Annotated in this window: 7 protein-coding genes and 1 pseudogene; 7 read left to right on the top strand and 1 reads right to left on the bottom strand. The window is 59.2% G+C overall.

The features are described from left to right. Positions 1-327 precede the first annotated feature (327 nt). Positions 328-531, bottom strand: a pseudogene (locus BT264_RS36875) (IS110 family transposase); the annotation flags it as partial. A 488-nt stretch (positions 532-1,019) separates the two neighbouring features. Between BT264_RS36875 and BT264_RS36870 the strand changes: the two are divergent. The 7 genes from BT264_RS36870 to BT264_RS36840 all read left to right on the top strand — a co-directional run. Beyond that, the gene (locus BT264_RS36870) at positions 1,020-2,246 is read left to right on the top strand and encodes a YcaO-like family protein (protein ID WP_072445449.1); all 1,227 of its coding nucleotides are present in this window, start codon (positions 1,020-1,022) and stop codon (positions 2,244-2,246) included. Beyond that, positions 2,247-3,548 (top strand): trans-sulfuration enzyme family protein, encoded by a 1,302-nt coding sequence (locus tag BT264_RS36865; RefSeq protein ID WP_072445448.1) that lies wholly within the window; start codon positions 2,247-2,249, stop codon positions 3,546-3,548. Positions 3,549-4,108: 560 nt separating this feature from the next. Further along, entirely contained in the window at positions 4,109-4,327 is a 219-nt protein-coding gene (locus BT264_RS40350) for a hypothetical protein (protein ID WP_072445451.1), read from the top strand. Further along, positions 4,252-4,698 carry an MASE4 domain-containing protein gene (locus tag BT264_RS40345; RefSeq protein ID WP_244137508.1) on the top strand — a complete coding sequence of 149 codons (447 nt, stop codon included), beginning with the start codon at positions 4,252-4,254 and terminating at the stop codon, positions 4,696-4,698. The genes BT264_RS40350 and BT264_RS40345 overlap by 76 nt, the downstream gene beginning before the upstream one ends. Beyond that, on the top strand, positions 4,590-5,039 hold the full coding sequence (locus BT264_RS40340; RefSeq protein WP_256260781.1) for an MASE4 domain-containing protein: 450 nt from the start codon (positions 4,590-4,592) through the stop codon (positions 5,037-5,039). Before BT264_RS40345 ends, BT264_RS40340 begins: the two co-directional genes overlap by 109 nt. Next, entirely contained in the window at positions 4,966-5,235 is a 270-nt protein-coding gene (locus BT264_RS40335) for a GGDEF domain-containing protein (RefSeq protein ID WP_256260780.1), read from the top strand. Before BT264_RS40340 ends, BT264_RS40335 begins: the two co-directional genes overlap by 74 nt. 51 nt (positions 5,236-5,286) lie before the next feature. Continuing rightward, a partial coding sequence (locus tag BT264_RS36840; RefSeq protein WP_143155808.1) for a transposase occupies positions 5,287-5,552 on the top strand: 266 nt, incomplete at its 3' end.

The raw sequence follows: 5,552 nt of genomic DNA, 5'->3' as shown, positions 1-5,552 counted from the left end.
TTCGTCGTTCCCGACGACTGGACGCCAGAGCAGGCACTCGCCGTGTTCGAGCTGCTCGAGGATCTGCTCGCCGTCGTGACCGACTTCTACGGCGCCCAACTCCATGAACTGCTGCATGAGCAGCGCTTCCCCGAAGTGCACGACCGCACTCGCGAACGCGCCCCGCCGTTCTGACGTGAAGCACCGCAGTATCAAAACGAAGGGGCCTCACGGCCCCTTGTTACTTGAATGATTCGCTCGGGCTTGCGCCGCCCAAAAAGCGCGGAATTACACCGCCGTCAACACTTCGCCGTATTCGGTCAGCAATCCGCGCAGGCAGTTGATCTACATGGTCCGGAACTTCACCAATTGCTCGCGCATTCTGTGCAGCGCCAGCATCGCCTGTTGCATTTCGGTCTTCGCCGCAACTGCCTTGCTTGGCTATTGCACGGTTCGACAGATCGCTAGAGCATCCGCTGCATCCTTCTTGTTGCGGATATTGAATGCTTTTACGTACTCGCCAGGCATCAGCTTCACCTGATGGCCCATGCGCAAGCAAAATTAAACTGCGTCACATGATAGCACCAAAGTGGCCTCGCACCAGCCTCGGCAAAAACAATTCAATACATAATTCTGAAACTAGCAATCCAACGCATCAATCGAAACATTCAATAACTTTATTAACTCATAACGGAATCCTCAACAATTCGCTATCCTGAGAAATAATGCTTTACATTTCGCTTTCATTTTATTAAGCTGGGTTCGTGAGTGGCAGCGCGATTTCGGATTCCCCCTCGCATCGCATCAACGAATTGTCACTCACACTCTCGATCCATATCAATGGAGGTTAAATGGGTACTTGGTGCTGCATGTACATTCACGAATTCGATGACTCCCCTGAACAGACCACCGAGAACATGTCGCGCGACGGGACGCCGTCGCGCGAAGATTTCTCCGCCGAAGAGCATGCCATTCTAACTCAGGATAACTAATCATAATGAAATTCCGGGGCGGACTATCCGCCTCGTAATTGCCCAGTCATGAAAATACTTGTCCCAGAGCGCGCGCATACACTCGCCGACGCGGAAGCCGCCATCGATCGGTATTTTTCCGATCACGGCATCACCGCCCGGCTCGACCGATACGGTGACCCGCTGTCCAGCACAGTTGCCACCCTCAGCTCCACCGATCTCGTCACCGACAAGCATGTCGGGTGCGGCAAAGGCTATGCAGACGAAGCGAGGGTCGGCGCCAAATTCGAGGCGTACGAACACGCAATGGGGCCGATCGGATTGCGCGCGGCAACGATACTGGCGAACTACGACGAGGTACGCGCCCAACGTGCAATGGCCGATGTCTTTCCAATGACCCTGCTTGACCGCGCGTCATCCGGGATCGCCGCCATTCCATTCGCCGATATCAGCCTGATCAACGGCGCCTCGCTGCTCTATCCGTCTTTTCTCGTCGACTACACTTATAGCGACCGGCCCCTGCCGGGCGACGGGCTCGACTACACGGCCGCCCGCCGCTATGCCTGCGGCACCGGCCTGGCCGCCGGCCTGGGCTTTACCGAGGCGGCCATCCACGCTATCAGCGAGGTCATCGAGCGTCACGGTATCGGATGCCTGATCGCTCAAAAGCTCTTCTATCAGCTGGACGATCCGCTCGACTTCGTCGATCGTCGTACCGTGTCGCCTGCCCTGGCCGCAGTGTGGGAGGATGCGGAGCGCGTCATCCGGGCATCGGTCCATCTGGTTGCGGTCGGCGGCGAGATCAGTTGCCCCGTGTTTATCGCGTATTGCGAGGGTCGCGCGATTTCGGGCGTTCATGTGATCGGAGGCGGCTGTTCGCTCTATGCCAGTCACGCGGCCCTGCGCGCGATCAAGGAGCTGGTGCAGCAGTACGCGGTTGCCGACGGGCTTGAGCACGTCGCGCGGGACTGGGCGCGCTATCGGCGACACCTGATCAGGTATCCGCGGCTGCTTCGCTGCATGGATATGCGACTCGACTGCGACCACCCGGCACATGTGCGGCAAATTACGATGCCGACCGACTCCGCCCCGCATGATCTCGACGCCCATCTAATCCATCTGCAAACCGCGTGCCGCGACGCTGGTCTTCCCGTCTGGATCAGGACCCTGCATACGACCGAAAGCGGTGTGGAACTCGTCTGCGCGGCCATGCCCAGGATGGAACGTTTTTCCATTGTTTCGCTGGGGGGCCACGTGGTCCCCTGTCATCGTCCCGCTCAGTCCCTGGCCGTCTGAATGATCGATCTCACTCCCGACACACCCTCGCTGAACTTGGCCCTGCGGGGCCCATCCAGCCGCGCGATTCACCTAGGCCAACACGAGGAAGGACCCACTCAGTTTCCCGTCCCGCCGCTCGTCACGCAGTCGGCTCGACTGCTCGAGTCGTTCGACGAAGGGCAGGCGTTGCTGCGTGGCGAGCGGGGGCCCAATATCGCCTATCAACGCTACGCAAATCCCACCACACTGGTGCTGGAAGCCAAATTTCGTGCGCTGGAGCGGTGTCAGTACAGCTTGGCTGTCAATAGTGGCATGACGGCCAGCATGATGGTATTGCGTGCTTTGCTGGGCACAGGTGACCACGTCATGATGCTCGACCAGGCGTTCTACGAAACGCGGGAACAACTGGCGCGCGAAGCCGCATCGCGCGGCATTCGCGTGTCGTGGATTCGCGGCGCGACGCCCGAGGCTTTCGAGGACGCATACGACCAGGCAACGCGGCTCGTCTACGTCGAGACTCCGACCAACCCGACCTTGCACGATGTGGATCTCCACACCCTCTCGGTATGGTGCGAGTCACGTCGCTGCCTGCTGGTGGTGGACAACACCATGCTGACGCCGCTCGGCCAGGATCCGCTATCACTCGGCGCGGATCTCACGCTGTATTCGCTGACCAAGCACCTCAACGGGCATGGCGACATGGTAGGCGGTATGATCTGCACCAATCGGGCGGGGCTCTATGACAAACTCAAAGCCTTTCGCGACATCGACGGCCTGACGCTCGACCCGTTTTCCGCGTGGCTCGCGATTCGCGGCCTGCGAACCCTGCCGGTGAGATTGCGACGGCATGCATCCAACGCGCTAGCCGTCACCCAAATGCTCACCCGAGAATATCCGGGGCTCGCATGGGGCTCGGTCTGGACCACCCCGCACGCGCGCCAGAACGGTGTGTCGCTTCAACTCAACACGGGGCTGATGTTCATCGACTTTCGGGTACGTTCGATGGCAATGCGCTTCGTGAGTGCGCTGAAACTCATTCGCCTGGCCCCCACGTTCGGTAACCTGGAATCGCTGTGCTACTGCCATGCCGGTTTCGCCGACGCCGACGACAGCGCGTTCGATGCGCTTGGGATTCCCGCCGGCCTGGTGCGTCTGTCCATCGGGCTGGAGGACGTCTCGGACCTGCTCGCCGATATCCGGCAAGCGCTCGACGCATCTGGATGGACGCCATTCCTGAGTCACGTTGTCGCTCCGCCTGCTCCGGGGTCCTGGTCGCCGGACTCATCCGCTGTCGGCCATGAACGCTCGTCTCGGAGATAACGGATATAGACGTGTTCTGCATGAAATTGCAAAGAAACACTTTCCGTGCTGCTCGTCAGAGCGAGGAATCGGCAGACTTGGGGGAGTCGTCCTTTTCGCCCGAAATCTGGCGGCGACAGGATCGGACATTCCTCCCAATATGGCTCCGCGACGGCACAACATTCCTGCCCACCGGGAGTCGCGCAACGCATTGATAGATGGGAGTTTTCTAGTCCAAAGCACCATTTTTTGCACGAAAATGACGGTACCCCTTATGACAAACAATCTCAAATATTAGGGCTGCTGGAATTGTGAATAATATTCGAATATATTGATTCATCTGCAAATAACGAGGTGTAGTGAAGAAACGAAAATGCCGGGTACCCGCGTTCAATGGCGACGCTCTGCCGTCATGCCGAAACTGTGACGGCCCCTTGTAGCCGGCAAGCGAATAGTCGCAGAATTGTCCAGTGCCGACGGCGATCCGGTCGCTGTTGCGGTAGCCGGTTCGAAACGCGGCCGCGCACCCACCGTATCGACTCCCGTGAAATCCGAAGAACGAAACAATGCCGGGGGATTTCTTGGAAAGTTTCCTGACGCGATGCCCCACACACAAGCAAACGACATTTGTGGGAATCATCGCGGCGTTCATCATGCTCGTTTTCGCCGGTGTTGCCCCTCAGGCGACGCTGGCGCTTTCTGCCGTTGGCCCGTTCATGCCAATGTGCGCATTGACCGTGTTTACGACGGCCGGAATTGCGACCTTCCTGCTCGTTGCCCAGTTCGTCGCCACTCGGTAGCCGGTCCTTGGCGCGCTTGGTGGCGCTACGCATTCACCGCACTGGCCGTGGCCCTGCAGTTGTTGACTTTTCCGGGCGTATTCACGCCGACGGGCCTATTGGGCGCAGGTCCGCATAGTGCAGCGTGGTTGTGGATCTTCTGGCACGGCGGGTTTCCGTTCTTCGTGATACTGTCGGTATCGACGCGCTATCAGCTCCGGCGAGCGTTGGTCAGCACATCCCATGTCGGCCGCTGGTGTGGTTGTTTATTGGCGGCTCCTTCTTGCTCGGCGCCGCGCTGCGCGCGCTCGCGATTTATGGCAACTTGCCTGCAGCCCTCAATTCGGCAAACACTGGGAGGCTGTTCCCGAGCGGCGCGACGGTCTTGGTGACGTGGTCGCTCAATGTCGCCGCAATTGTCGTCGTCCTGCTGACCGGCCGCCTGCGCTCGGTGCTCGACCAATGGTTCCTGATTGCCGTGCTGGCTTGCTTCGTCGATACCCCCCTGAATTTTCTGAGCACATCCCGGTTCAGCGTGGTTTGGTATACCACCCGAGTATTCAGCATGTTCGCGCCGGGAGTCCTGGTGTGCCTTGCTGGTATGGGAGGTCAGCTTGCTCCCTCAAAGGCACCTCAATGCCCACGCATCCTTGTTGCAGATGTCGGTCCGGGATGGGCCGACGGGAGTCTACAACCGGGCGTATTCCAACGAGCAGTATCCAAAGGCAATTGATCACGCGAAGCACACGCATACGCCGCTATCACTCATCGTCATCGATATCGACCATTTCAAGCAATACAACGATGTGTTCGGACATCTCCAGGGAGATGCATGCCTGACGGCCGTCGCGAGTGCGCTTGGCGGCGTTGCACGACGCCCAGCGGACTTCGTTGCGCGTTATGGTGGAGAGGAATTCGCGGTCGTATGAAGTTGACCCGCTTCAACGGACACCTATTCTTTTTGAAGAGGAGGTGCCGTCATGGGCAAGCATCGGAAGCCGTACCCGGCGGAGTTCCGGGCGCAGATGGTAGAGCTGGTGAAGGCAGGACGTACGCCTGAGGAATTGGCGCGCGAGTTCGAGCCGACGGCGCAGAGCATCATCAACTGGGTCGCTCAGGCCGATCGCGACTCGGGAATGCGCCAGGACGGACTGACCACGGCCGAGAGGCAGGAATTAACGCGGCTACGCCGTAAAGTCCGCCAACTCGAGATGGAGCGCGACATACTCTCTCACGCGGCTGCCTG

The organism is Burkholderia sp. NFPP32 (assembly GCF_900119325.1).
GTDB lineage: Bacteria > Pseudomonadota > Gammaproteobacteria > Burkholderiales > Burkholderiaceae > Burkholderia > Burkholderia pyrrocinia_C.
This window is presented reverse-complemented; position numbering and strand designations above follow the sequence as displayed.